The organism is Bacteroides faecis, from assembly GCF_020091505.1.
Classification (GTDB): Bacteria; Bacteroidota; Bacteroidia; order Bacteroidales; family Bacteroidaceae; genus Bacteroides; species Bacteroides faecis.
The window spans coordinates 1,336,576-1,362,989 of the sequence record NZ_CP081916.1 but is presented as its reverse complement, the minus strand read 5'-3'; the positions used below and the strand labels follow the sequence as shown (position 1 = coordinate 1,362,989).

The following is a 26,414-nucleotide window of genomic DNA, read 5'->3' as shown; positions in this document are numbered from 1 at the left end:
GGTTTCTTTCAATAATTAATACGAATTATACAATAGACGCCTTCTTGACCAATGATTAGCCCATTCCACACAAATACTATTCATTATCAGAGTGCATGGGCACCACATGATAATAAACCCCATGAGATCTCCGGTACGACTTCACTCCCAACTTCTGCAAAATACGCCCAAAATAAGATACTTGCCGAGGTGAAAACTTCATTTTACTAGCCTTCTGTATTCGTTGTAACAAGTCTGCAGCGAGCAGCCACTCCCCTTCCTCTTCGTCGCCTGCCGCCCGATAATACACCTGAAACAATTGCTCAATTGCAGGAGATTGCTCAAACTCCTGATTAGATTCCGTCATAATAGCTTCCTCTTCTGCATCAAACCAATATCGTTCATTTTTATAAAGTGCCGTCATTGCTTGTGCATAAAGCTGCTCATAATCAATGGGGCGCACCACATCAATCACTCCCGTCACTTCGACACCGATAAAACGGCGACTGCCGGAAGTGTCTGTCAGCAAGTCTTTATGATTACTCGTTCCGATAAAAGAAGCATATCGGCGGAGTGATTCCACAGCTGACGCATTCGGACGGCGGGTATTAACAACCGGTTTTTGCAGAATATGTTTAAGGAATGACTGTTGGTTGACTCCTATCTGATCAAACTCATCCATATTAATGAGAAGAAAACGATTCAGATACAATTCGGCATCCCTTTTACGGCCAAAGTCAATGCTGTCCGTATAATACGCCTGCAAACACGGAGGCAGAATCAGACGGCAAAAGGTGGACTTACGATATGCCTGCGGACCAATTAAAATAGGTGAAGTACTGTTCGCATGATTTTTGTCAACTCCACGCCAATGCGCCACTGTACTGAGAAACCAACGACGAAACAGTTGTCCCCAATGAGGATTATCACAGGGAACTCTTTCGGCCAAGTCACGGATATGGTCTTTACCATCCCAGCGGGGAAGATCATAAAGAAACTCCTCGACAGGGTGATAAACGGGAACATGATCGGAATTCAGATATCGAACTACATCCTTATCCCAAAGTTTGATGCCCTCATACATAGCATTCATCGTAATACTTGCCATCACCCGCTTATCTATCGGACGAAAATAAAAGTTGAAACTGTTCCGTTCACGATACTCCACGCACGAAGTCAGCTGGTTGAACCGAAATTCATAGCGGCGTTTCATAAACTCATCCGTCTGCATGACGAACAATTGCTCCGGCAACAAACTACTTTTATCGGCAAATCCCCCGCACGTATTATACACGTTTTTCACTGTCTCACGAATCAAAAATTCATCTTTCGGCAAACGGTAATGACCACGCGCCCATCGCACGGTATCTTCCTGTGGAATGCCGGCACGAAAACACTGCTCAGCCAGGCAAATAAGCAATGAGTGTATATCATCGCCCGGACGGTATCCCTTTTGTTCATCCAATGCCCGGGCAAATGCCGCCTCAAAAAGAACAGAAAGCGCTTCGTAACTATCATATCCCGGCACAAGCCGCTGTAAAGGAGAAACTTCCGCCTGTACTTGTTCCCGATAGGTAGTTTCCCCCGGCAGAGAGGCGGGTTGCTTCAGGTAAACAGGCATCGCTTCGGGATTGAAATACAATTCCGGATCGAAAGTCAGACGGCAATACTGTTCCAGCGAAGGTTCTCTCAGTTCGATGTCAAACGGAAGTTGGGGCTGATAATATTTCACAGCCAGACGATAAGCATGCGCATGAAAGACTTCCGCCTGTTCGCGATTATCAGGCAGACGATTATCGGGATACGTAAAACGAACCCATATTTTTACAGACTTTCCGGAAGAACCAATAAAAGCAAGATAAGTTTGCGGCAATTCCTTCACACGCTCCTTCACCTCATCAGCTTCCATATGTCCGGACAATCCGTTGACCTGAAGCATAACGATTCCATTATATTCAGACATTGCCATCACTCCGTTTTCCCTGACAAAAACAGCAGCCGGAAGTATCTTCGGTACTTTTTCTATATAATCATTTTTATCACCGGGAAGCATATAAGGCAGGACTTCTCTCATATTAGAGACCGGCTGTGCTTTAGTTTCCTTTTTCATCTGCTCTACGAGCCGCTCAATCTTCAACGTACGCATCGTATTGACTTTGCCATCGTCTCTCACTTGTGTTATTCTCATTTTTCTTTAGCTGTTTGTCCTGCTTGTGTGTAGGGCATTATATATTTTGCACAAAAGTACTGTAAACATTCTATGTAAACAAGTTTCTGATCACAAGTTTCATCTCTGCCTCCTCTCCTCTTCTACTAAAAGAAAAAAAATTTAGTCTCACGGTCTCATTACTTTTACGCAATTGCCAAGTAGTTAATGTATTATAGAATGAGAGATAAATTTCACAGAGGTATCTCTCATTCTTTTCTCACTGGAATCGCCCTATTTTAACCTATCTCTCATGCTATTTTGGGGCATCTCTCATTCTGCTTTCCAACTTTCATTATTTAATCTCAGCCCTAAGCATATTCTCTTTCAAGAAGCACCTGAAGGCGCATATATTTTGCCATTCATTATCATGCAAACAATCCTATAATTGCTTGTTTTACAACTATTATTGTCGTATCTTTGATAGACGTTATTCATCGCCTTACCCAGGTGAACCGACATGTTCACCCAGATACACAGATATGTTCTCAAAGGTGCAATGATCGGATCACCCGGGTAGAACGATGAAGATGTCAGCAAGATGACACGCGGATAAAGGCGTTAAATGCCGGAGAGATAAGTAACAGCATATATAAACAATAGATAAACAACAATTAAGATGGCAGTACAATTCGAATTTTATAAGAATCCTGTTCAAAGAGAAGAAGAGGAAACTAATTATCACCCCAGAGTCGTGAATTTTCAACACGTGACTACCCGCAGACTGGCAGCCGAGATTCATTCGGCAACTACCTTTGGCAAAGCCGAAGTGGAAGCAATGTTAATGGAACTCAGTCGGTGCATGGGCAACCACCTTCGCGAAGGGCAAAGAGTACACCTTGACGGGGTCGGTTATTTTCAGATCACATTACAAGCAACAGAGCCGATACATTCCATGGCCGCACACGCCGACAAAGTGAAGTTTAAATCGGTCAGTTTTCTGGCGGACAAAGATTTAAAAAGTGAGCTTGTAGGTATGCATGCACAACGCTCAAAATATAAACCTCACTCGGCTACCCTCTCCCAAGAAGAAATAGACAAGAAACTAGCTGGGTACTTCTCTACGCATACGGTTCTGACCCGCTCTGATATGCAGTCACTTTGTCAATTCACACACAGCATGGCCGCACGCCATATTCGCAGGTTGAAAGAAGAAGGTTCTTTGCAGAATATCGGGATTCGTACACAACCGATTTATGTGCCGTGTCCAGGACATTATGGGAAATAGTTGTATTATAGGATGAGAGATGCCCAAAAACAGCATGAGAGACAGGCTAAAATAGAGCAATTCCAGTGAGAAAAGGATGAGAGATACCTCTGTAAAAAGTATCTCTCATCCTATAACAGATTAATTATTTGGCAATTACACAAAAACAGTGAGAGTATGAGACTAAAATATTTTATTCATTTTAGTACAGAAATGGAAGCTTGAGCAATTCTCTATCAGCCAAATCTTAAGAAAATACTCATATCCCTTATTGCCATTCAACATTATAAAAAACAGAAGTGTTACCCTTCTTCCTAATCAATATAGGCTTTTTCATATCATAAATTATGAATTTTACTTATTTTGTATATTCCCATACTACTTTTGTCATAAACCAAAACAACACGTTATAAAAAAAATCTTATTAATCTTAATTGCAGCCCAATTTATTATAGCTCCTCAAATAATAAAGGGCTCTGGCGCAAATAACTCTCATGAATATATTGAAGTCAACCCCAAAAAAAGAAAACTGTCAAGAAAGACATTTTGGGAAATACTGTTATCGAGGATGATAAAGGTAATAAGAAAACCATTAAAAAAGATATATTTGATAATATAATTATTGAAGATTACTAAAGTGGCTCTCACATAGCCCTTAAGCATTCTAACCTAAATTAAACAATCAAGTAAAGTTTAAAGTAATAGCTTTTATTCCTGTTGATTATGCAAAGATAATTATTATAAAATAATAAAATGGGAAAAATACAATAATCTATTTACTTACAAAAAAGAACAAGCATATCCGATATGCATTTGGAATATTATAAGAGGAAGCTTGTTTAAGCTTCCTCTTATACTTTATATCGCTTATGGAATATTCTGGATTATTCCTTCCCAACTATTAATTCCAATTCGGGATAAATACTGTTCAAAATAATCATCTTCCTCATCAGTACCAGCCTTTTGATAGGTCGTCCATACAGGCTTGATTTCACCATTATGAGGTGCATCGGCATACTTACGCAATCCCAAACAAGCACCATCTCCCAAATGGTCAAACCAACTATGCCATTGTATACCATTAATACCGTCCAGATTATTTATCTTCTTCCAACCATAAGCAAATCCGGCAGCCTGATCTTGCAAATCATCATCTTCATAAGATGGCGAACATGTGCCCGCTTCAGAAAGCCATACAGAACGTCTGACAGTTCCTTTATATTGATTTCGGGATGTTTTCACCCACTTATCCAACACTTCAAGATTCTTCAAAGTCACATATTCCGTGTCCATAGAATAAGTCGCCTGTTCATCATCCCAAGTACACGGGTTGCCTAACTGAGCCGGGTAACTATGACATGCCAATGACCAGAAGAAATCACCTTCACTTTCACTGAACTGATTCATAAAGTCGAGCATATCTCTTACTTTATACCAACCGCCACCGGCAGCAATGTTCCAGCCATGTGAGAAAGAGATAAAGACTTCTGAGTGCTGGTCATATTGATGCGCAATATTATAGCACATACGCATCGAACGGAGATAGGTATCCATAAACGTAGCAATCGGTTTGTCACCCATATTTGTCCAATGACTTCCTCCGTCTACTTCGTTATGTATAATCCAGTGCGCTATGCGCATATTAGAAGCACTATATCTTTTTGCCAGGAAGTCAAGCGCGGCAGCATAACAATTTGTAGACTCTATTGTGGTCATATTGGGCATTGTATAGGGAGCTATACCATCAAAATCCGGATGTTTCAAAAGAGTACCGGCGTCTCCGGTAGGAGGAACCAACAAAATGCCTGCTACAGAGATTCCACGTTTACTCGTTTGCTCTAACACAGCATCAAATGAACTCTTCATATACCCCTCATTAAAATAATATGTTCTGCCACCGTAAGTATGCGGAATATCTCCTTCCTGCTGAGAAAGATGCATGAAATGAGAAATAGGGATATTAATGGTGGCACTGGTAATACCCAAATCATCCAAATCGGATGCAAGGAATCTATGGTTTATCAATCCTCCCAATCCCTTCTTTGATTTTAAAGGAATAGCCTCAACACTTTGTTTTACGTGCATTTTATCCACGTTCGCATATCGGGCATGAGAAACAAGCTCATCCTTGGAAGCTCCTTCTCTGTATATAGCCCACTTAGACAATAAACGATCATACTCATAGTCACCTATAGCAACATATCTATCCAACTGAACGTTAAAAGAGCCGTTTGATAAAGGTGTTTTATTTTCCACCTTTTCTACTTTGAACATATCCACAAATGGAGGAATCTCTCCCAAGAAGAAAGTACCTTCTCCCGTACAGTTACCTTGAATACTGATCGTATTCTCTCCTACCACCACATCAGTTACATGGCAATCATATTCTTTATTCAGATAGGCTTTAATTCCTTGTTCGTACTTCTCTTTATTAAGTGCTTCGTTATTCTCATCCTCTTCCTCCTGTTTTTCCTCATCATTCATTGTACGCAGACGTATATTACGCATTTGTATGATATTATTAGGCTGGTCTCCAAAATCCAGACGCAGATAATCCTTCACTTTCCCCCAATCAAACTCCTGTCTATATTTCTTTAGACGAACGCTGAAAGAAGCCCAATCTGTAGAAGCCGGAACAGAGCCCGCACTCATACTGTGGGTAGCATCAATCCCATCCTTTGCATCCGCAAAGAAGAGTTCAAGATTGCTCATCCCCATTTCCGTCTGATATTCAAATTCAAGAACATTACATTCTTCGGGAACATCTTCTTTAAACAAACTGGCAGTCGCCCAAGGATCACCATTAGTAGTTTCTATCGTATAACTACTGTCTTCATTCTGAGTTAACACCACTCCCCATTTATAAGGTCCATCCAATAACATATAAACGGGCGGAATAACGATCTCTTCAGGCGGAATAATTTCTCCTCCATTGTCTTCTATAAAATCATCATTACAGGAAGATAAGTTCATCACAAAAAATGCCATTAAAAACAGCATGCCACATCGCCCTAACAGGCGTTCAGGCCTTCTCATAAAGAAAGCTTTCAAATTTTCCATAATTTCAGTTTTAGTTAATAATGTCGTTAATTAAAAATTTTCAATGATATTCCAATCAGGAATTCCAATTAAAGGTAAGAATTGTTCGAAGTATTCATCTTCTTCATTTGTGCCTGCTTTTTGATAAACTTCCCAAACGGGTTTAGCTTCCCCTTTGTAAGATTCGTCCAAGTATTTACGCAATCCGAAGCAAGCTCCATCTCCCGGATGATCAAACCAATTATGCCATTGCAACCCATCAATCCCTTCCAATGCATTGATTTTCTTCCAGGCAAAAGCCAGACTGGCCGCTTGCTTCTGAAAATCTTCATCCGAATAAGTAGGAGAATTTACTCCAGCCTCAGAAAGCCAGACAGAGCGCTTCACAGTTCCTTTATATTTATTTTCTTTTGTAAGCGCCCACTTACTCAGAACTTCCAGATTCTTAAACGTAATAAATTTAGTATCCATAGAAAACGTTGCATTCGGGTCAATCCAAACACACGGATTCGTCAAATCCTGAGAATAGCTATGATAAGCTAAACCCCACTGGAAGTCTCCTTCTACCCGACTATAAACATTCAACAAATCAATGATTTCTTTGCTCGTATAGAGCCACCATCCCACATTAGCTATCTGTGTCCAGGAATGAGTAAAGGAACCTAAAACCTCCGCCTGTTTATCATATTGGCGTACAATATTATAACATATACGCATCGATTTTATATAGGTATCCGTAAATACTGTAAGAGGTTTTATTCCCATATTTGTCCAGTCTATACATCCGTCTACCTCATTATGCATAATCCAATGAGCTATGCGCCCGTAGCGATTATCCGGTGTACAATATCTTTTAGCCAAAAAATCGAATGCCGCTGCATAACAATTCACTGACTCCAGAGTAGTCATATTAGGCATTGTATAAACCCCTCTCTCATAATCCGGATGTTGCAGTAATGCTCCCAAATCAGGATCTGCACATTTAGCTGCCGGTTCGACAAGAATAATGGCGGCAACAGCAATATTCCGCTTGGCTGCCTCTAAAAGAGGAACGTCAAGCAAACTCTTGAGGTAACCTTCATCCATATAATAGGTTCTTCCGCCATAAGTATGCGCAATATCTCCCGCTCTTGGCGTCAGGTGCATAAACTGAGTGATACAAACATTAATCGTAGCACTGCTTATATCCAATGCAGAAAAGTCTGAGATATATTTGTTAGGGATAATTCCTCCTAACCCTTTCTTTGAAGTTAGCTTGATAGCCGGAAGATTCTGAAACGCATGAATTTCATCCACCTGATGCGCATGAGAAACCAGCTGGTCCCTTTCTACCCCTTCTTTATAAATAGCCCACTTTGACAAAAGACGGTCATATAATGTCCCGTCCCTTTCTACATAGCGTTCTAACTCAATTTCAAAAGATGAATCTGTCAGTTTTACCTTATAAGGGGCCTTCTGCACATCTATGATATCCAAATAAGGAGGAATCTCACCTAAAAAGAATTTGCCTTCACCTGTATATTCACCAATAATCCGAACAGAAGATTCCATTGCCGAGACTTGAGAAATTTTACATGAATAGGTTTTCCCCAGATAAGCATTCAGATCTTGTTCATGCTGAATATCTTCTTCATCAAAGGGAGAGTCAGATATCTCCTCTTTTTCCTCCTCATGACATGAGGAAACAATGAAAGGACAGCAAGACAGAAACAAAAGAATAATAAACGACTCAATATAAGCCTTTCTCATTTTAAAAAAATGACTTTTCAATAGCTCCATAAGTAAAACTGTAAAGGGGTTTAGGTTTAATTGTACAAATATAAAGCTATTGATATGAACACACGCAAAAACCTACTTTTTTTTACAATTTTTATACACAGCAAAAAATGTTACTATCTAAAAGCATCTTAACAGACAATCATTTATTACCACAAATGAATACTAATCAATCAACAAAGCTTTCATTGGCTTTTTATCTCCCGTATAATAGACAGAAATACAAAAAGCTTCCCAGCCCACATATCCTCCAAATCTCCAAACATAGGGATCTACCAAACAGGGAAACTCCTCATGTTTGAAAGAAACAACACCATCTTCCGAGTGAAGATAAGTAGTCACTATATCCTGAAATTGTGCATGAGAACGTTTTGCGCATGGAATGACAAATGCCATATGCAAAATGATCACACTTGCTGCCACAATTGATATACTTCTACACCAGACTGTATTAAAAGAAGTCTGCTCACTGATCAGCTTGATTAAAATCACAACAGAAAACAGCTCTATTCCAAATAATTGCCGGACATTTCGAAATCCTATAACCAGACTAAAAACAAATTCAATAAAGATTATATAAAAATAGAGTTGATTATCATAGAAAAACTTTTTCAGGGTATGATGATTACCGTTTCTCTTTTCACGAAAAAAAGTACATACCAACAAAAACAGAAGAACATAGAATGTCCGAAGCTCACCAATTATCAATAAGAAGGTTTCCCAGATCGAAGGATGATCAAACGACGCACGTCCGCGAGCAGCAGGCGATAAACACAATAACACAGTCCCAAGCCAGAAGCCGACAACCAAAATCACTTCAGGTGATTTAGGCCTCCTCTTATTATATTGCACACAATAAATAATGAACAAAGCCCCGGAAATGCCCACAACCAAAGATTCATGTGTCCAACCAGAAATGACGCCCAGCAAAAAAAGAAGAAAAGCAACTCCCCAATTCACCCTTTCCACTTGTCGCACCTTATTATAAACTAGAAGAAAAAACAAGCAAAAAACAGCGCTCCAAGTATAATTGAGAGCACCACTCATCAGCAGAAAAAGATCAACCGGACAAGGTAACAAAAACCATATGAAAAAGACAGCGACAACCCAGTAGCCGTATTTGTTCAGATTTCTTTTACCGGAAATCCATATGACCAACATATTAAGTAGCAGGAAAAAGAATGTATTGATTAAATTAAAGCAATCCTCCCCCCAAAGTCCGGCAAACGACTGCTCGAGAATATGAGGAATGGTACGTCCATTCACATAAAAATAGTGATTATATTGCGAAAACATAACATCGGCAAACGATGATATCTTCTGCTCAAATCCTATCGATGCACCTTCAAAGAAAGACTTAGCTGCCACAGGAGTCAAATAGAATGAATAAAGATAATCGTCTCCGCATATTGGAGTGTACATATTCATCAGGTAAAATAAACCTCCTATTATCAACAAAAATACCCCAATACCGATCTGTGCTGTTTTTTCATTCATAATCTTAGCTATTGTTTCACACCATTATATTCTCTTGCAATGTAAGTAGGACGATTTTTTGTTTCATTGAAAATGCGTCCTATATACTCCCCAATAACTCCCAAAGACAACAATTGTATCCCGCCTAAAAAAAGAATCACAACCATCAAAGTAGGAAAACCTTGTACTACTTCACCCCATATCAATGTTTTAAACATGATGAAACACATGTATATGAAAGCAACCAGAGAAACTATAATTCCAGCAAAAGTAGAAATACGCAAAGGAGCTACAGTAAAGGAGGTCACCCCTTCCACAGCCAAACTCAGAAGGCTGAAAAAGTTAAACGAAGATGTACCGGCAATACGATCTTCTTGCTCGAATTTGATCTCTTTCTTACGAAATCCAATCCAGCAATACATACCTTTAGTATATCTCTGGCTCTCACGCAGCTGTTTCAAAGCGTTTATACAACAACGATCTAGCAGCCTGAAGTCACCGACATTCGGGAGAATCTCCACACGGGTCGTTTTCTGCAATAGCTTATAGAATAGCAAAGACAGATACTTACGCATCAAACTCTCCTTGCCTCTGGTTATTCGTTTTGCATATACATCGTCATACCCTTCTTCCCAATATTTCAACATTTCAGGAATTAAGTGAGGAGGATGCTGCAGGTCAGCATCCATAATCACCAGGCAATCGCCCGTAGCATAATCGAAACCAGCCAGCATTGCTACTTCTTTTCCAAAATTGCGAGACAGGTCAACAAAATTAATTCTCTCATCCTGTGACCTCAAAAATTTAATAACTTCCAATGTTTTATCATGACTGCCATCATTGACAAACAAAATCTCCCACTCATATTCTGCATAAGAATCCATCATTTCTTTTAGCTTCGAATAGAGCTCCGGAAGAGAGAGTTCCTCGTTGTATGCAGGTATTAAAACACTAACTTTACTCATATCTTTTTAGATTTTAGAACAAAACGAACAAGAAGAAAATTAACCGGTACCACTAATGCAAACACAGGAAGAGGCGCCCATCTCTCCGGAACTCCGATCCATATAAATAGTGACAATAGTCCGATATGCAACAAATAATTGATAAAATGACTGATACCAAACCCTATTCCTTTCCTAACAGTAGGCTTAGTATTAAAGGTGAAGATATTAGACAAGTAAAAATTCAGAATGAAACTAATAGCATAACCAATAGTATATGCAATAGCCGGTAACATCAGTACACATAAAAAGAAATAAATGCCATAATGAGTAGCAGTTGCCAGAACACCAACCAATATGAAACGAAAAAATTCTCTACGTTTATTAAAAACAGACATCATCCAATACTCTTTTATCGATTTTGATCCAACTACCCACAGGAGACTTATAAAACGGTACAATATTATAAATAATATATAAGACCAGCAAAAAAGTATAACTAAATATACAAAAATAAACAATATCACTTCTCCATTAGATTAAATCATAGAATGATATCTAAGTTGCAATATCTCCACTCATCTTCATGAGTTACCACCACACATAACTTTATACATTCAAGAAAAAAGCTCCCTTATTTTGATCACAACATCCATATTCTGCGAATCAAATTTTCGAGCAAACAAATGCTCTGTTTCTAATAAATATTGCAAATCCTCCATTTTCCAAACATAAGGATTCCCCCGTTCCCAATCAATTGCACGAAGTCCGGCATTCAACTGCTCACTACCAGAATAAATATGACTCCGCCTTTCTGAGTTCCACAATATAGATTGAAGGAATATTTCGTCACCACAGCAAACATTTTTAAAACGCCTTAAAATAAAAGACTTTTGGGCTAATATAATAGTTAACAACTCATGCGTAATACTAACCCAATTGGAACCCTTTTTAAATTCAATTTCTTTAGGGCGGTTATAATGGAAGAAATCCTGCAACTTTAAAAAGTTTATCCGAAGAGATTGTACCTGCTTTTTTAAAATACGAGGTGGAATCTTATAATAACGACAGAACAAATGATATTTAAAAACCTTTCTTTCGAGATCTTTTAAATTAGCCTCACCACAAGAGTAAGGAACAAACTCATACCCCTTATTTTTCTCGAAGAAATGATGGATATAGTCCTGTGACTTTATCGGCAAATCGACTCCTGACAACAAATGATAATAATCATAAGGGCCTTTCATACTGGCTGTCTCAAGTAACAACAGTTCAGCCTTTACCACACTAATATCACCCCATCTTACGTCAAGACGTTGCTCAAGTACAAAAAGACGAGCTTTTGCAAGCCGAAATAAATCTTGTTCTAAAGATCCGAGTACGACTTTTTTATCAATATGCAGATATATATCATTCCTCTCATCATCAAGCATAGAAAGAAGTATCCTCAATATTTGAAATTCATTATGGGCCAGAATCAAAAAAGCATGTCTCATTAGCTTCACATCATTAAATAAGTTCATTCTCATGCAAAGATACGACAGTTAGAATTCCAATACAACAATAGTTAGATAAATTCCAAACATATATTTTGATAAATATTGGAATCTATCTATCTTTGTGAAATTTAAGTCTTAAATCATTAAATTTGAGCTAACATCCAGTTTTAATGTAGATAAAGACAATAACGTCATTAACCTAAATAACTATTATATAGACCAATAATATCCATAATTACAATGATAGATAAACCTATATATGTGACTTCCCCCCTACTGCCTCCTTTGGAAGATTTTACTTTCTTATTAAAAGAAATATGGGAAAGCAAAATGCTGACAAATAATGGCAACTTCCACCAAAAGCTAGAAGAGGAATTAGCTAAATATCTTAAAGTTCCCTATCTCAGTTTATTTACGAACGGTACTCTACCTCTAATAACCGCTTTACAAGCAATGAGAATTACCGGTGAAGTGATAACTACTCCTTTTAGCTTCGTGGCAACAACGCATTCTCTTTGGTGGAATGGAATCAAACCTGTTTTTGTGGATATTGAACCAGAAACATGCAATCTGGATCCTGCTAAAATAGAAGCAGCCATTACTCCCAGGACTACAGCCATCATGCCTGTACATGTCTACGGGAAGCCTTGTAAAACGAAAGAGATTCAAGAAATTGCCAATAAATATGGGTTAAAAGTCATATATGATGCAGCTCATGCCTTTGGAGTAGAAATAAACGGAGAAAGCGTTTTAAACTTTGGAGATATGGCTACCTTGAGCTTTCATGCAACGAAAGTCTACAATACTCTGGAAGGCGGAGCATTAGTTGTCCATGACGAGCAGACTAAAAAGCGCATCGACTATCTGAAGAACTTTGGTTTTGCCAGTGAAACGGAAGTTGTAGCCCCCGGTATCAATAGTAAAGTAGATGAAGTGCGCGCTGCATATGGTCTGCTTAACCTCAAGCAAGTAGACAGTGCAATAAGTTCTCGCCGTAAAGTAGCTATAAGATATAGAGAAGAACTTCAAGACATAAAAGGGATAACCTTTTTCAATGATATACCAGGAGTACGCCACAATTATTCTTATTTCCCGATTTTTATAGATGCTGAAGAATATGGAATGACACGTGATGAGCTTTATTTTAAAATGAAGGAACACAATGTATTCGGGCGCCGTTATTTCTACCCATTAATCAGTACATTCTCAACTTATCGCGGATTAGAATCTGCTAACCCTGAAAACCTCCCAATAGCAACCCAAATGGCTAATAGGGTCATCTGCTTGCCAATGCACCATGCTTTAAGTGAAAATGAAGTTGAGTATATCCTCCAAATTATAAAGAAATAGTATGATAAAATTATCAGAAATAACAAAATCTATATCCCCTTCCCTGACAAGGCGTCTATTTAACTTGGCTCAAAATTATGACAATGTTATAGACTTCACATTGGGAGACCCGGATATACATCCACACGATAAAATAAAAGAAGCTGGTTGTAAAGCGATACTGGAAGGTCGTACAAGATACTCCCCTAATGCCGGATTATTAGAATTAAGAGAAATAATATCTTCCAGATACAAGTTACAATATAATATAGAATACAACCCGACAAATGAGATTATGGTTACAGTTGGGGGAATGGAAGGATTATATTTAACCCTGCTAGCCATTCTAAACAGAGGGGATGAAGTCATTATACCAGCTCCATACTGGATAAACTATGTACAGATGGTATGTATGTGCAGTGGAGAACCCATTATCACAGCTCCTGTCAGCACCAATGACTTATCGATATCTATAGAAAATATAAGGAAGGCAATCACTCCTAAAACAAAAGCTATTATTTTAAATACACCCAGCAACCCTTCCGGGAAGATAATCTCTGATGATTCCATCCAACAAATAGCACAGATAGCTATTGACAATGATTTGATAGTAATAACAGATGAGGTATACAAAACCCTACTTTATGACAATGCTCATTTTAAAAGTATTGTTACATGCGACAAGATGAAGGAACGCACTGTTGTTATCAATAGTCTGTCAAAAGAATTCTGTATGACCGGATGGCGTCTGGGTTATGTAGCTGCACCTTCAGAATTAATATCAGCCATGACAATGTTTCAAGAGAACATAGCCGCATGTGCTCCATTACCGTCTCAGTATGCAGCAATAGAAGCGCTACGAAATTCGGAGAAATATTCGGCTGGTATGATTGAGGAATTCACTCTCCGCAGAAATGTTTTACTGGAAGAAGTTGCCAAAATCAAAACAATAACAGTCGATGCACCACAAGGGACCTTTTATGCAATGTTGAATATAAAATCTACCGGATTAAAATCTGAGGAATTCGCATATGCCCTTTTAGAAAAAGAACAGGTGGCAGTTGTTCCTGGAATAACTTACGGTGATTGTTGCGAGGATTTTATCCGGATTGCCTTTACATTAGACATTTATAAAATAAAAGAAGGAATTCAAAGACTTAAGCGATTTGTCGAAAGTTTATAAAATGAAAAAGATTTTAATGCTAGGAGGCTCTTTATATCAGGTCTATGCGATTAAAGAAGCTGTAAAAATGGGACATTACGTAATCACCTGCGATTACTTGCCGAATAACCCAGGACATCAGTATGCCCACGAATATTATAATGTCAGCACAACAGACAAGGAGGCTGTTTACGAGTTAGCCAAAAGACTTCAAGTAGATGGCGTCGTTGCATATGCTTCAGATCCTGCAGCCCCTACAGCTGCTTATGTTTGTGAGAAACTAGGATTGCCTACCAGCCCCTATGCTTCTGTAGAAGTTCTTTCTCAGAAAGACTTATTCAGGCGATATCTGGCAGAACATAACTTCAATGTTCCCAAGTACGTCGGATGTTCTTCATACCCGGAGGCTTTGGAACAAATCAAGAATTTAACCCTTCCTGTTATGATAAAGCCTGTCGATTCATCAGGAAGTAAAGGTATCAATAAACTGACCAACGTAAATCAACTAAAAGACTTTATAGAAGATGCCCTCTCATATTCTCGTGAAAAACGCATTATTATTGAAGAATTCATAGAGAAAGATGGATATCAGATCTCAGGAGATGCCTTTTCCGTAGACGGAATTTTAAAGTTCCATTGTTTTGGAAACGAATACTACAGTTCTTCAGTTGCCAAAGATTTTGCCCCACTTGGCGAATGCTGGCCTTTCCAGATGAAACCTGAAATTATAACAGAACTAGAAAAGGACATACAGCGCCTGATCTCTGAACTAAAAATGGGAACAACCGCATATAATGTTGAAGCTATTCTTGGTAAAAACGGGAAATTGTATATACTGGAGTTAGGTGCCAGAAGCGGTGGCAGTTTAATTCCTCAAATTACAGAGCTGGCAACAGGGGTCAATATGGTTAAATATGTGATAAAAGCAGCTTTGGGAGAAGATTGCTCTGAAATAGAGATGTCACCGGCAAGGGGGTACTGGTCCAATTATATGTTACATAGCAAACAGACCGGACGGTTTAAAGAAATATCATTTGATGAGAACTTTGCAAAAAACAATCTGGTAGATTGTGTAACAGAACTGAAAAGTGGAGATAATGTTCATGCATTCCGGGATGCTGGTGATGCATTGGGGACACTCATTCTCAAATATTCTTCGAAAGAAGAGATGTTTAGTGTTATAGAAAATATGGACCAGTTTGTACATATTATTATTGATTAAAATATGAGCATAACAATCCATACAGAGCCTTTATCATATACCAAATTCAGGGGTTTTATCATATCCTCTGCAAACTGGTTTGCTCCTTCTCTGCTACAGATGCCAAATCTGGATGAATGGATATTGAAAATGTATCATAACGGCTCTATATACTATGCTATTTCCGGACCTAACATTATATCTTTAATTGTTGGCTATTACAATAGAGAAGAAAGATTTTTATATATCCCCTATGTTTGTGTACACCCCGACTATCAAGGTCATGGGATTTCTCAAAAAATAATTAATTATATCATAGAACATCTTTCTACCGACATTCAGGAGATATTGCTGGAAGTTAGAAAAGACAACAACAATGCACTTCAGGCATATCATAAAATGGGGTTTTATGAAACTGAAGATAGGGATGAAAAGTATTTAATGAAGAAAGAAATACACAAAAGTTAATATTGAATGAAAGATATAGCAAATACTCCATTAGTAAGTATAATTTGTAGTACATATAATCATGGATTATATATATCCCAGTGTTTAGATGGTTTTCTAATGCAAAAGACAAATTTTCCATTTGAAATTCTAATCCATGATGATGCATCCACAGATAATACTCCTGATATTATTCGCGAGTACGAGCATAATCACCCTCAAGTCATAAGACCCATATATCAGAAGGAAAACAAATATTCAAAGAAAGAAGATATCTTTGCCAAATACCAATGCTCACGGGTCAGAGGAAAGTATATTGCAATATGCGAAGGAGACGATTATTGGATTGACCCATTAAAACTTCAGAAACAAATCGATTTTCTAGAAAAAAATCCTGACTACGGCATGATATATACTACCAGCAAGGTATATAACCAAAAGGAAGGCAAAATAGAAGAAGATATTATTGGACGGGAATATAAGGGTTATATAGAGTTATTATCCGGAAATTGTATTCCAACTCTTACTACTTGTATACGCAGTTCCTTAGTAATGGAGTACTTGAAAGAAGTGGAACCTAAGAGCAAAAACTGGCTAATGGGAGACTATCCTATGTGGCTATGGATATCATATTATTACAAAATAAAGTATCTTCCGGAAAGCACTACCGTATACCGTGTCTTAGAAGAGTCAGCAAGTCATTCTAATGATATACAGAAATATGAAAGGTTCATATTATCGACCATTGATATAACCGCATTTTATATCCATAAATTTAATACTCCATTAACAGAGCCATACTTACGATCCCTCAGTTGCTTTTATTATGATCTATACGATAAATTTATGTATCTGGGCATGTATAAAAAGGCCAGACACTATTCAAAACTCATTAATCCTAGCTATGTATCCGCACGTATGCGAAGAAGAGTCCGCCGATTCCATCTCAGATTCATTCAATTAAGACTAGAAAAATGGCTCAATATAAAAGGAAACAAAAGGAAGTAAAAAGGAGAAAAATATTTAGTGGGATATTAAGTAAATATCCCTTTTTTCTATTCACGAATCTCCACCTTTTTTAAGTAGGAAATGAGTCAAGTAGTACAAATGCCAATGATAAGCTATTTTTCTTGCCCTCCTACGATACTTCAATTCATATGTACCTTCAGGCAATGCAGCTATCTCTTTCATTTTCTGCCTCATATCCTTGACAGGTTCTTTGAATTCTCTCAAATTCACCTTCAAAAGTATCTCCTTAAATATTGTAAGACAAGTCCCTATCAACCTAGTCCTAATTTTAAAAAGATCTTCTTCTTCAAATAGAGAATATTTCTCCATGAACCTCATACGGGCATATTCTGCTAAAAAATAATGATAAAGATTCATAGGAGACATCGTGTGACATATACTTGTTTGTCGTTCTACATAATGATAAAAAGGACTATCTACCCATACAACTTTCTTGCATAGAGCAACCCATTCATACATTACAAGCCTGTCCTCATAATTTTTCCCCTCCGGGAATTGTAATGATGTCAAAAAGTCACTCTTATAAAGCTTTGTACAAGCAGAACAACTAACTTTTTCCATCATCATATCTTGTAATACATTCTTTGGATCTCGAATAACAATATCTCCAGAATTCCGGTAAGGAGACTCGTTTGGTTTAAATTCATATTCAAGAAGAAAATTACAATATGCAATTTCCGCATCACTTTGTACCATTGCATCCAACATTTTCTCAAACATTGCAGGTTCAACATAGTCGTCACTGTCAACAAAACCAATGTAAGGAGCAGAAGCTATACGCATGCCAGCATTACGGGCAATAGAGAGCCCAGCTATAGAAAGATGAAGCACTTTAATACGTTTGTCAATTTTCGCATATTCATCACATATCTCAGAGGAACCATCAACAGATAAATTATCAACCAAAATTATTTCAATCTGCTGTAATGTCTGACTACGTAATGATTCAATACATTTATGCAAATAATCAGCGGTATTATGAACAGGCACTATTATACTAACCAAACACTTATTCTCCACTATTTGTCTTTTTAAGTTTAAAATGTATCCAATAATAAATAGGCCAAAAATAAACAATCTTTCTCAGCCGTTTATAACATTTAATATCAAGTTCCTTTTTAGGCAGAGGAATTAATTTCTTCAAATTATTCTTCATATCAACAACATAGGCACGACTTTCGCTAAAAGGAAAAGAACGCATCTCTTTAAAAGTCCTTAAGCAGCTCTTAACAAGGGATGTTTTCATATTATATTGTTCTTCCGTATCGAACAATAGATTATTATTAATAAACTCCAAGCGGCAAAATTGTGCTAAAAAGAAATGATACCGTTGTAATGGTGAAATAACATGGCAAATACTAGAGTCTCTTTTTACATAATGATAAAATGCCTTATCAATCCACACTACTTTTTCAGATTCTAATATCCACTGATGCAAAATAAGACGATCTTCATACATGTTATGTGTAGGAAATTTTAACGAAGAAAAAAGTGTCTTCTTAAAGAGTTTCGTACAACAAGAACTATTCAATCGATCACACATCATATCATACACCACCTCCTTCGAAGATCTTTCACAGATCATGCCACTATTAGGTTCAAAAGAGTCTATATGCCCGTCATCATGTTCAATCTGAAAATTGGAATATACCAAATCAACACCATATGAACTAATTGCAGCAAGCAATTCCTCATACATATTGGCGTCAATATAATCATCACTGTCTATAAACCCTATATATGGAGCAGAAGCCACATCAATGCCGGCATTACGAGCTACAGATGCATTAGCTACCGAAAGATGGATTACTTTTACCCGAGTATCCATACTTGCATATTCATCACATACCTCAGAAGATCCATCAGTTGATAAATTATCTACTAGAATTATCTCTATATTTTCTAAAGATTGATTTCGTATAGATTCAATACATTTTCGCAAATAATTAACTGTATTATGTACAGGTACAATCACACTTATCAAATAATTATTCTCCATGCATGCTCTCCATTAATAAACTTACGCACAAAGATAGAGAATATAGTATTATCAGTAAAATAAAAACCAGATTTTAAGTTCCCAGGTTATCATTAATAATCGTATCTTTGCCGGAAAGCTTATTATATTAATATGAGTAAGGAAAATATAGCATTTGTTGTTGTACGTTACGGATTAAATATCAATGGAGGAGCAGAGTATCATTGTAGAATGCTAGCCGAAAGGCTTACCAATGATTATAACGTTGAGGTTCTAACTACTTGTGTAGATAATTATAGAACTGGAGAGAATATTGAGTTTAAGGAAAAAGAGATTATCAATAAAGTCACTGTTCGCCGTTTTAAAACTAATCCCACTCATCCTGAACTTGAAAACTTTTATAAAAAGAAAGCCAAACCGGCTTATAAATTAAGACGTTTTTTATACAAATGTCACTTTCTAGCTATGGCTTCTTACTTTTTCCCTGTTTGGCATTTCAAAGAAAAAGAAGAACTAGAAGCACTCAGCAGCCAAGTTTTCCATTCTCCGGCTCTCTTCAATTTCATAAAAGAAAATAAAGATAATTACAAAGCAATCATCCCTATTACAATAGATTATTCCCATGTATATTACACAACTTTATATGCACCAGAAAAGACTATTGTAATCCCTACAATGCATTATCACAAAACTGCATTTCGCTCAACCTTGACACAAGTCTTTACAAAGGCAGCCTACATCGCTTTCAACACAACAGCAGAACAAAAACTAGCAAGAAAAATATTTGGCATGCACATGGCACCCCACAGTATTGTAAGCGTAGGGATAGAGCTAAGTGCTCCAGCAGAGTGGACAGTGACCCAAGAAAAGTACAATCTTCCGGATGAATATATGCTCTATGTAGGGAGAGTAGACCAAGGCAAACTTAACAATGTGTATACTTATTTCCTCAACTACAAAAAGGCATATCCTAATTCTGACTTAAAGTTTGTTCTTGTAGGCAAACAATATAGTGATCCTTTCAATCATCCGGATATCATATATACTAATTTTGTTGAAGAACAAGAAAAGACATCAATCATTCAACACGCAAAGATTGTAATCAACCCATCACTGTATGAAAGCCTATCGCTCATATTACTGGAAGCAATGGCTTTAAAAAAAGCGATGTTGGTCAATGGCAATTGCAATGTATTGAAAGAACATTGCAATAAAAGTAATAATGCTGCTCTATACTACACTAATGAAAAAAGTTTTATTGATAAACTTCATACGCTAGACTCTTCTACCAATCTTAGATTAGAGATGGGAGAAAAAGGATACTCTTATGTTAACAGTAATTACGACTGGAACATAATAATGAATAAACTAAAGCAAGTTATCGAAAATATATAAAGATTTAGATGCTCTTGATAGCTTGCTTTAAGCGCCCCATAATCAAAGTCCAATCATAATTCGATTTCACATAAGATGCACCTTTTTCTCCCATCTCCTCTCTCAAATCTTCCGATTGTTCAATCCGTCGAAGCGCTTGATTAAACCCACGCTTATTCATATAATAGAAAGAAGCAAAATCACTTTTTAAACAATGTTCTTTCAATACCTTACAATGTCCGTTTACAAGCATTGGTTTCTTTTGGCTCATAGCCTCTAAAAGTATTAAAGAAAGGCTTTCATAACGAGAAGGATTCACTACAATTTCGGCATGCTGTAGAATTGACATTTTCTCTTCATCACTGACAAAACCTGTATATATAATATCAGGATGCTCAAATCGCTCCATAGCCAGTCCTCCTACCAATACTAATCTTAATGTTGAATCTGAATATTTCTTCTTATAATTCACAAAATAGGTAAGTAAACGATGAATCTTTTTAGGAGTAATACGGCCAATATATAACAAATATCTCTCTGGTAATTGAAACTTTTCTTTTGTCAGCGCCCAATCTGCGGATAAAGACTCCTCTATTCCTACACTCAATATTCCATGAGCTCCCAGAGCCTTGCCCAAGATATTTTCAGCAAGTCTCTGTTCCTCTCCAGTATTAAAACCAACATAAGCTATCTTTGAAAAAGCAGAGGTTAATACTGAACGGAAAGAAATACCCATATTATGCATTGTAGGAATAGCTATCGTTTTTCTACCTGCATACAATGCAGTATAATAAAAAGTGACATAATCAGAAGACATCGCTATAAATGCTTTATATTCATCTACATGTTCACGAATATACTCGTTCAATGCGGATGAATAGAACTTATCGCTATTCATTGCCTGTACTTCCAGATCATTTTTATAAGACCACACAGGAAACAAATAAGACAAATATTTCAAGATTCCTAATTTAAAAAGGAACTGACGTAACTTTCTTGCAGGTTTAGCCTTTTTCGCGAAACAACGCTCTTTTTCGTGCTGGATTGGATTTGTTCTAAAACGACGGACCAACACTTTATTCCATTCTTCCGTGCCTTCCGGATATGTATTCTCGCCTGTTGCAACATCTCTGACACAGGTAGTAAGCACTTCCACGTCATAATCTTCCACCAGTCGCTCAGCCAACATCTGACAATGATATTCTGCGCCACCATTTATATTTTTGCCATACCTGACAACAACAAAAGCAACCTTTTCTTTCTGCATAGCTTTTCTAATATTATATTCCATCTACGAGAGCGCTTGAATCGCACTTCTCATTCGTCCTATAATTATCTTCCAATCATAATTTTCCTGAACATAACGACGCCCTTTCTCTCCCATCTGTTGACGCAATACTTCAGACTCCTCCAGACATCGTAGCTTTCGCACAAAATCCCGCCGATTCATATAGTATAAAGCCGCATAATCACTCTTCACACAATGTTCTTTCAGAACATTACACTGCCCATTGACTAACATCGCCTTACCCTCACTCATTGTTTCAAGTAAAATGAGCGACAAGCTTTCATACTTCGAAGGATTCACAATTACTTTAGCATTCAACTGGATAGCAACTTTCTCCGCATCACCAACAAAACCTGTATAAATTATATCCGGATGTTCAACTGTCTTGCCAAAGATACCTCCAACCAAAACCAGCTTCAACCGGGAAGCTATATATTTCTTCTTGTAGCCTAAAAAGTAATCAACAATATTATTCAACTTTATAGCATCGATTCTCCCAACATACAGTAGATAGTCCTCCGGCAAATTATATTTTACCTTTGTTTGCTTCCAATCAGCAGCCTTCGTCTTCTCTATACCTACACTAATAATACCATTAGCAGCTAAAGGTTTTCCAACGATATTCTCGACTAACTTCTGTTCTGCTTCTATATTAAACCCAATATATGCAACCTTAGAAAAAACAGATGTAATAATAGAACGAAAAGAAGAACCGTTATTATGCATGGTAGGAATAAGGATCGTTTTCTCCGGTGCATACATCGCAGTATAATAGGTGTGAGGAAAAAAAGAAAGTGGAATGAATGCTTTATAAAAAGCTTTGTTTTCTCTTATAAAGGTATACATCGAGGATGAATAAAAGACCTGACTATTCAAAGCTTTTATTTCTTCTTCCTCTTTATAATGCCAAATTGGCTTCACATAGGACAATGGTTTCAAAAGACGACATCTATACAGAAAGTGTCTCCACTTCTTTGCCGGAGCCGCTTGTCGCACATAGCTCTTATGTAAGTCCGGCTCAACAGGGTCCGAATAGAATCGACGTACCAAAACACCATTCAAAGTTTCTTTTCCTTCAGGGTATTCATTTTCACCGGTAACATAATTCTTGACGCACGTAGTTAATACTTCAACATCATAATCATTCACAAGCCTTTCTGCCAGCATACGACAATGATATTCAGCACCCCCGTTTATATCTTTTCCATAACGAACTACTACAAAAGCTATCTTTTCCTTAGTCATTCTAGTCAATCAACAATTTGTGCTTTCTCTTGAATATAGCACGATAACCACGATATAGCATTCTATAGAAACCGAAGTGTTTACACATAAAATATCGTTTGATTGACATACTCGGGCCTAATTGCCAAGGAGTAATATGACGATATTCGCGCATTTTCAGCATTGTTTCATCTATTATATCTTCAAAAGCCGGTGATGGAGGACACAATAAAGTGTGGTTAACCAAATGAATACCTCTCTTAAGTACACCAACAGAAGATTCGTCTCCAAGCTCTGCATTCTGAATAAACTTATCCTGCTCATAAAGACTCAGGAAATAATGATATTCCTTTACCGGGTCATAACCTCCACGAGTAATACTCTCATTCTTATGAATCATATAATGGTATTTAGAGACACAACTCAATACCACTTTCTGAGAGCTATAGAATACTTTATATAATACCGCCACGTCTTCATAAACTCGTCCGACAGGGAATGAAAGGCGGTCAAACAATTTACGTTTAAAAAGTTTCGCCCATAAATAGTTCTTTACCAAGTCATTCTTCACCAAAGCACGTATAATTTCCTTCTTGGAAAAGATATGCAACTTACCGGTATTGTTGATTATCTTGGAGGGCCTTCCTTCTTGCTCAAGGAGATAAGTACAAGCAGAGACATCCGCATCATGCTCTACCATCAATGTGTAAAGATACTGATACATATCATGATCAATCCAGTCATCACTGTCTACAAAGCCCAAGAGTTCTCCCGTAGCTGCAGCCAAACCGGCATTACGGGCAGCACTCACCCCACTATGAGGTAAATGAATAGTCTTAATGCGCTGATCCATACGCGCAAACTCATCACAAATACTGGAGGAGCCGTCGTCAGAACCATCATCAACTAAGATAATCTCAAGGTTCTTATAGGTCTGCTCCAGTATAGATTGCAGACAAGTCTTCAAATAGTCCTTTACATTATAAACAGGCACTATAAGACTAATCAATGGTCCAGAGATATTAGCATTCATATTATTCTACTTGTCAACTTTTTATTTTTACTGCAGCCCCTTCTATATAGAATGCTATATAACAAGGAATACTGCAAAACTACCCTCAAATTTAAATAAATTTCACACTCTTCTGTGATTCGATAATACAATCTAAACACTCTCAAATCAAACAATTACCTCTTATTTGCCATTTATACAGTATAATTCGTCTAGTTTCCAAAGTTCATTCAAAGATTTCCACTGTTTATCATTCAGGTTAATTTTCCCGTTATTTTTCTTTTGTAAGCTATTATTCTGTGTTTGCGGCAATTCTATCGGTCGGGGATAAAACTCTCCGCCTCCCGTCACATTGATCCGCCTCTTTAATTCATTCGCTTTCAACCACAAATCATCCGCAGACGGGCAATGTTCACTGATTATTTTCCAGTCGAACAGCTCCTCTCCATACCAACGGGAAGGATAATAAATTCCTCCGCATCCAATGGCTACATTCTGCAAAGAGCTATTCACCGGCATCATAAACACCTTCGGCCATTTTCTATACACCGAAAAAGTATTCCCATCCATACGAATTTTCCGGATAACATTTCCGCAAACCGTGTCCGGATACTGATATGACAAAGAAAGCAAACGCTCAATCGTATTCCGGGGGTAAATCAGATCATCATCTACTGTAATCACTTTATGATCCGGGTATTCCCGAAAAACATAATAATACTTTTTATGAGAACGGAAATTCTCAGGTACAAATTTAAATTTCACTCCATTAGCTGTCAGTTTTCTGAGTTCTTCCGGCAGATCGTTCAACCGTCCGGGAAACTCCTGTTCTGACAACCACACAATTATATCTGCGGGAACATATGTCTGCCACAGAATTGACTTCAACACCAAGTGAAGTTGAGAAATACGAGGAGGAAATGTCGTCAATGAAACTATGACTTCCGAGTTATTCAATAATGCCGGAGCATCAAAACCCTGTTGATAGGCACGAACGACCTTATCGTGGTATTTTGCTCTTCTCCATCTGCAAGGCAAGGAATATATATGCCGATAAAAACCTCCTTTTTCTTTATAGGAGACCAGTTTCTCCTCTTCCCGTGTATAGCGGTCGTAATAACTGTTCGCCTCAACTGTTTTACCTCGTAACTCACCCTTCACAATACCCAAAGAGGCCCATTTCACTTTTGCACTACGGGTATGCTTCCTTATATCACGGTTCTTCTGGATGGATTCTTTCGTTTTATACCCCCTTGCATGGTCCAGATGAAGACATACGGTAGAATAACGTATCTGCATACCATGAATCCCATAATTCTCCAGACGCTCTCCAAATTCACGATCTTGTCCACCGTATTGCATGCGCTCGTCAAAACCATTCACTGCCAGAATATCGTTTAGCCAACCGGAAGCATTATGTCCGTTCCAGCTTGCTTTGGTAGGTGTAAATGTGTTTAACAGCCATCTTTTAAATCCTGTAGCAGTCAGTTTATTATTTTTAAAAGAAGCAGGCATTCCTTTTCCTCTCATCCATTGCAGGTCAAAACATCTGCCGGATAATATATCATCTTTCGTAAGATCTTTCGACAAATCCATACTCAACTTATGATATCCGCCGGACAGGAAACGTCCTTTGCGGCGAAGACGCAGATGAGTTGATACGAAATCTTTACGCGGAATACAATCACCATCACTAAAAAGCAGATAATCTGTTTGTGCAGCCTGTATCCCCTTATTCAGGATATCACATTTACGGAATCCCTTATCTTCGTGCCATACATGCTTTACCCGAAAAGTCAATTGCGGAGTTACCCTCTGCAACATATCATAGGTTTCTTTTCGCGAACCATCATCGGCCACAATCAATTCAAAGCTTTTAGTATCCTGGGCTTCATATCCCCACAACACCTTCTCCAGCCATGCAGGCTGATTACAAGTTGACAACACGACTGACATCTGCAAAGGAGCAGCTTTCCGGCTAAAACGGATAATAGAATAATTGCACTCCATCTCTCCCTCAGCCCAATAAAGTTCTCTCGAGATTTCCTTCCAAAGGGTCAAATCCATACGAACAGCGTTATGAACGTTTTCCTCCTTATGCAAACGGACCAGGCATAATTCATAATCCTCATCCGGCATTTCTTCCAGATCTGCATGATGAGCCAGCAAGTAGTCCTGTACTTTGCTATCCGGGCAAATAACATTATTTTCAAAAACAACTATCATTAATTATCCTCCTTTAGC

The 26,414-nt window shown here is 37.7% G+C and carries 20 protein-coding genes; 7 read left to right on the top strand and 13 right to left on the bottom strand.

Annotated features, from left to right (window positions below; translation table 11 throughout):
- Positions 1-76: 76 nt before the first annotated feature.
- The gene (locus K6V30_RS05565) at positions 77-2,167 is read right to left on the bottom strand and encodes a virulence-associated E family protein (protein ID WP_010536122.1); all 2,091 of its coding nucleotides are present in this window, start codon (positions 2,165-2,167) and stop codon (positions 77-79) included.
- Between the two features lie 637 nt (positions 2,168-2,804).
- Between K6V30_RS05565 and K6V30_RS05560 the strand changes: the two genes are divergently transcribed.
- On the top strand, positions 2,805-3,413 hold the full coding sequence (locus K6V30_RS05560; protein ID WP_055269335.1) for an HU family DNA-binding protein: 609 nt from the start codon (positions 2,805-2,807) through the stop codon (positions 3,411-3,413).
- 846 nt (positions 3,414-4,259) lie between these two features.
- Here the strand turns inward: K6V30_RS05560 and K6V30_RS05550 are convergent.
- The 6 genes from K6V30_RS05550 to K6V30_RS05525 form a co-directional block, all read right to left on the bottom strand.
- On the bottom strand, positions 4,260-6,452 hold the full coding sequence (locus tag K6V30_RS05550) for a DUF5722 domain-containing protein (protein WP_010536119.1): 2,193 nt from the start codon (positions 6,450-6,452) through the stop codon (positions 4,260-4,262).
- Positions 6,453-6,482: 30 nt separating this feature from the next.
- Complete coding sequence (locus tag K6V30_RS05545; RefSeq protein ID WP_010536118.1) at positions 6,483-8,180, bottom strand: DUF5722 domain-containing protein; 1,698 nt, start codon at positions 8,178-8,180, stop codon at positions 6,483-6,485.
- A 192-nt stretch (positions 8,181-8,372) separates the two neighbouring features.
- The gene (locus tag K6V30_RS05540) at positions 8,373-9,704 is read right to left on the bottom strand and encodes a DUF6056 family protein (protein WP_010536117.1); all 1,332 of its coding nucleotides are present in this window, start codon (positions 9,702-9,704) and stop codon (positions 8,373-8,375) included.
- Between the two features lie 8 nt (positions 9,705-9,712).
- A complete protein-coding gene (locus K6V30_RS05535; RefSeq protein ID WP_010536116.1) occupies positions 9,713-10,648 on the bottom strand; it encodes a glycosyltransferase family 2 protein in 936 nt (311 codons plus the stop codon).
- Positions 10,645-11,025, bottom strand: a complete 381-nt coding sequence (locus K6V30_RS05530; RefSeq protein ID WP_029425205.1) for a GtrA family protein — start codon at positions 11,023-11,025, stop codon at positions 10,645-10,647. The genes K6V30_RS05535 and K6V30_RS05530 overlap by 4 nt, the downstream gene beginning before the upstream one ends.
- Before the next feature lie 219 nt (positions 11,026-11,244).
- Positions 11,245-12,156 carry a beta-1,6-N-acetylglucosaminyltransferase gene (locus K6V30_RS05525; protein WP_074759599.1) on the bottom strand — a complete coding sequence of 304 codons (912 nt, stop codon included), beginning with the start codon at positions 12,154-12,156 and terminating at the stop codon, positions 11,245-11,247.
- A 210-nt stretch (positions 12,157-12,366) separates the two neighbouring features.
- Here K6V30_RS05525 and K6V30_RS05520 point away from each other — a divergent pair, with 210 nt between their 5' ends.
- From K6V30_RS05520 to K6V30_RS05500, 5 genes are read left to right on the top strand one after another with little or no spacing between them, the layout of a single operon-like run.
- Complete coding sequence (locus K6V30_RS05520; RefSeq protein ID WP_010536113.1) at positions 12,367-13,476, top strand: DegT/DnrJ/EryC1/StrS family aminotransferase; 1,110 nt, start codon at positions 12,367-12,369, stop codon at positions 13,474-13,476.
- Position 13,477: 1 nt separating this feature from the next.
- A complete protein-coding gene (locus K6V30_RS05515; protein WP_010536112.1) occupies positions 13,478-14,638 on the top strand; it encodes a pyridoxal phosphate-dependent aminotransferase in 1,161 nt (386 codons plus the stop codon).
- A gap of 1 nt (position 14,639) precedes the next feature.
- A complete protein-coding gene (locus K6V30_RS05510) occupies positions 14,640-15,839 on the top strand; it encodes an ATP-grasp domain-containing protein (protein WP_029425202.1) in 1,200 nt (399 codons plus the stop codon).
- A gap of 3 nt (positions 15,840-15,842) precedes the next feature.
- Positions 15,843-16,286, top strand: coding sequence for a GNAT family N-acetyltransferase (locus tag K6V30_RS05505; RefSeq protein WP_010536110.1), 444 nt, complete (start codon positions 15,843-15,845; stop codon positions 16,284-16,286).
- Between the two features lie 6 nt (positions 16,287-16,292).
- Positions 16,293-17,273: a glycosyltransferase gene (locus K6V30_RS05500; protein WP_010536109.1), complete on the top strand. Its 981-nt coding sequence runs from the start codon at positions 16,293-16,295 to the stop codon at positions 17,271-17,273.
- Positions 17,274-17,324: 51 nt separating this feature from the next.
- Here K6V30_RS05500 and K6V30_RS05495 read toward each other — a convergent pair whose 3' ends face one another.
- Positions 17,325-18,314, bottom strand: a complete 990-nt coding sequence (locus tag K6V30_RS05495; RefSeq protein ID WP_010536108.1) for a glycosyltransferase family 2 protein — start codon at positions 18,312-18,314, stop codon at positions 17,325-17,327.
- On the bottom strand, positions 18,304-19,293 hold the full coding sequence (locus K6V30_RS05490; protein ID WP_010536107.1) for a glycosyltransferase family 2 protein: 990 nt from the start codon (positions 19,291-19,293) through the stop codon (positions 18,304-18,306). Before K6V30_RS05490 ends, K6V30_RS05495 begins: the two co-directional genes overlap by 11 nt.
- Before the next feature lie 132 nt (positions 19,294-19,425).
- On the opposite strand from K6V30_RS05490, the gene K6V30_RS05485 reads away from it, so the two are divergent.
- On the top strand, positions 19,426-20,667 hold the full coding sequence (locus K6V30_RS05485; protein ID WP_010536106.1) for a glycosyltransferase: 1,242 nt from the start codon (positions 19,426-19,428) through the stop codon (positions 20,665-20,667).
- A 4-nt stretch (positions 20,668-20,671) separates the two neighbouring features.
- Here K6V30_RS05485 and K6V30_RS05480 read toward each other — a convergent pair whose 3' ends face one another.
- The 4 genes from K6V30_RS05480 to K6V30_RS05465 form a co-directional block, all read right to left on the bottom strand.
- Positions 20,672-21,913: a glycosyltransferase family 4 protein gene (locus tag K6V30_RS05480; protein ID WP_029425200.1), complete on the bottom strand. Its 1,242-nt coding sequence runs from the start codon at positions 21,911-21,913 to the stop codon at positions 20,672-20,674.
- 24 nt (positions 21,914-21,937) lie between these two features.
- A complete protein-coding gene (locus tag K6V30_RS05475; protein WP_010536104.1) occupies positions 21,938-23,179 on the bottom strand; it encodes a glycosyltransferase family 4 protein in 1,242 nt (413 codons plus the stop codon).
- Between the two features lies 1 nt (position 23,180).
- Positions 23,181-24,191 carry a glycosyltransferase family 2 protein gene (locus K6V30_RS05470; protein ID WP_010536103.1) on the bottom strand — a complete coding sequence of 337 codons (1,011 nt, stop codon included), beginning with the start codon at positions 24,189-24,191 and terminating at the stop codon, positions 23,181-23,183.
- 162 nt (positions 24,192-24,353) lie between these two features.
- The gene (locus K6V30_RS05465) at positions 24,354-26,396 is read right to left on the bottom strand and encodes a glycosyltransferase family 2 protein (protein WP_055269334.1); all 2,043 of its coding nucleotides are present in this window, start codon (positions 26,394-26,396) and stop codon (positions 24,354-24,356) included.
- Positions 26,397-26,414 lie beyond the last annotated feature (18 nt).